The 1,643-nt window shown below is 28.2% G+C and carries 1 protein-coding gene; it reads right to left on the reverse strand.

The annotated features are described in order from the left end of the window. Nucleotides 1-609 precede the first annotated feature (609 nt). Nucleotides 610-1,643: hypothetical protein (locus ACKJXD_RS11865; protein ID WP_430876415.1), on the reverse strand; the 1,034-nt coding region annotated here is incomplete at its 5' end.

A 1,643-nucleotide genomic window follows, 5' to 3' on the forward strand; every position in this document is an offset into this window, starting at 1 on the left:
ATCTTTTTGTTGATAGCCGTAATTATTCATATCAAGGATTAAACATTAAATTATGTACAGCACATTTTCCAAAATAAATTCAGAATCAGATAATACATTTAAAAATTTAAAGCCAATTTAACTAAAACGGCTACGACAGGGTTAGCACTTTTAAAAAACACACAAATTACTTACATAACGATAAAAACCTTTATTAAGTTATCGATAAAAAATAAAGCTTTTATATTGTTTAGATAACTTAATGTTTGTATATTAAAATTTAGTGTTATATTTAGTCAAAGAATTTATTAATATTTTTGTCAATTTGGGGATTTTGGGTGCTTTAGCTATTGAATTGATTGTATTTTAAACAGGGAATATTAGATAGCTTTACTTTCATCCATTAATCAAAAATAGGGCCGACTTTGCTGCGTTAAAATTTAATGAATATAATTGATCGATAAAATTTTTAATCTATTAATACGAAATACAATTTAATAAGTTCTTCGATTTGAAAGAACTTAATACTGGTTTACCCATTATTGAATCATAACCGATAAACCAGAATGATAATTTTAACGATATAAACTTTTATTTGTTACTGTTATAGTCGTTAATCTTTGATGAATATTAATCACTTATTTCTAATAATTCATCTGCTTTGATTTTTCCATAATTTTCAACCCCATTTTTAACTTTAAAAACTAGGTGTTTGGTATCGATAACGCCAAACCAATCATTTTTAAAATTTTGACTGACAACATCTATTTTATTTTGGGCAAATAACTCTCCATTATTGTAAAATTCGATTGTGTCTATCATCAATGTATCATTAGCATGAATGGTTTTTCGATTATCAAATCGTCCTTCAATTATTCCTTCTTCATTTTCTTGTCCTGCTATTTTAATCGTGTTGGCACTCATTTCACCCTGCCAGTCATTTTTAAAGTTGTTACTGATTATATCTAATTCCCCTGATGAGAGAATTTTTCCTTGGTTATAGCCATCTGTAACTTGAATCGTTAAATTGTTAGCGGCAGTGATTTCATTGTAATTTCTAAAATTTACAAAATTAGTATATATTTCATTAGCCTTTATTAGACCTTGCCAGCTATTTACAAAATTACTGCCTGATAAATGCAAATTAGTCGCTAAGATTTTCCCATAATTATGTAAACTATTACTAATCAAACCTATCGCATCAGCCTCTATTAGACCATAGTTGGTAATAGCAGTATCAAAATAATTAGAACTAGGCTCAATCATAGCATAGTTGAAAGATAGTTTACCGTTCCAATCATTTTTAAATTCACTATGTTTAAAATGTAAATTTAATTTTATCGCTATTTGACCTTGGTTATACATTTTCCCATACGATACAATATGTCCACCATCACCACTTACCAATCCCCAATTATCAAATTGATTTGTTATTATGGAAACAACTTGATCGGCTTCTATTTTTCCACTCCAAGTATTAACCACTGTTCCGACATGTCCTTTACCTATACCCACCGATGAACTTTTAATATTACCTTCATTAACTATATTTGTTCCAGATAATGAAACAACTTCTCCAGCTTGAATTAAGCCTGTATCCTTATTGATAATATTATTTTCATTTTCGACCGATATTTCATTTTCAGATATCAGTTTATTTACGT

It is taken from the genome of Gilliamella sp. G0441 (genome assembly GCF_050589305.1).
Lineage (GTDB): Bacteria > Pseudomonadota > Gammaproteobacteria > Enterobacterales > Orbaceae > Gilliamella.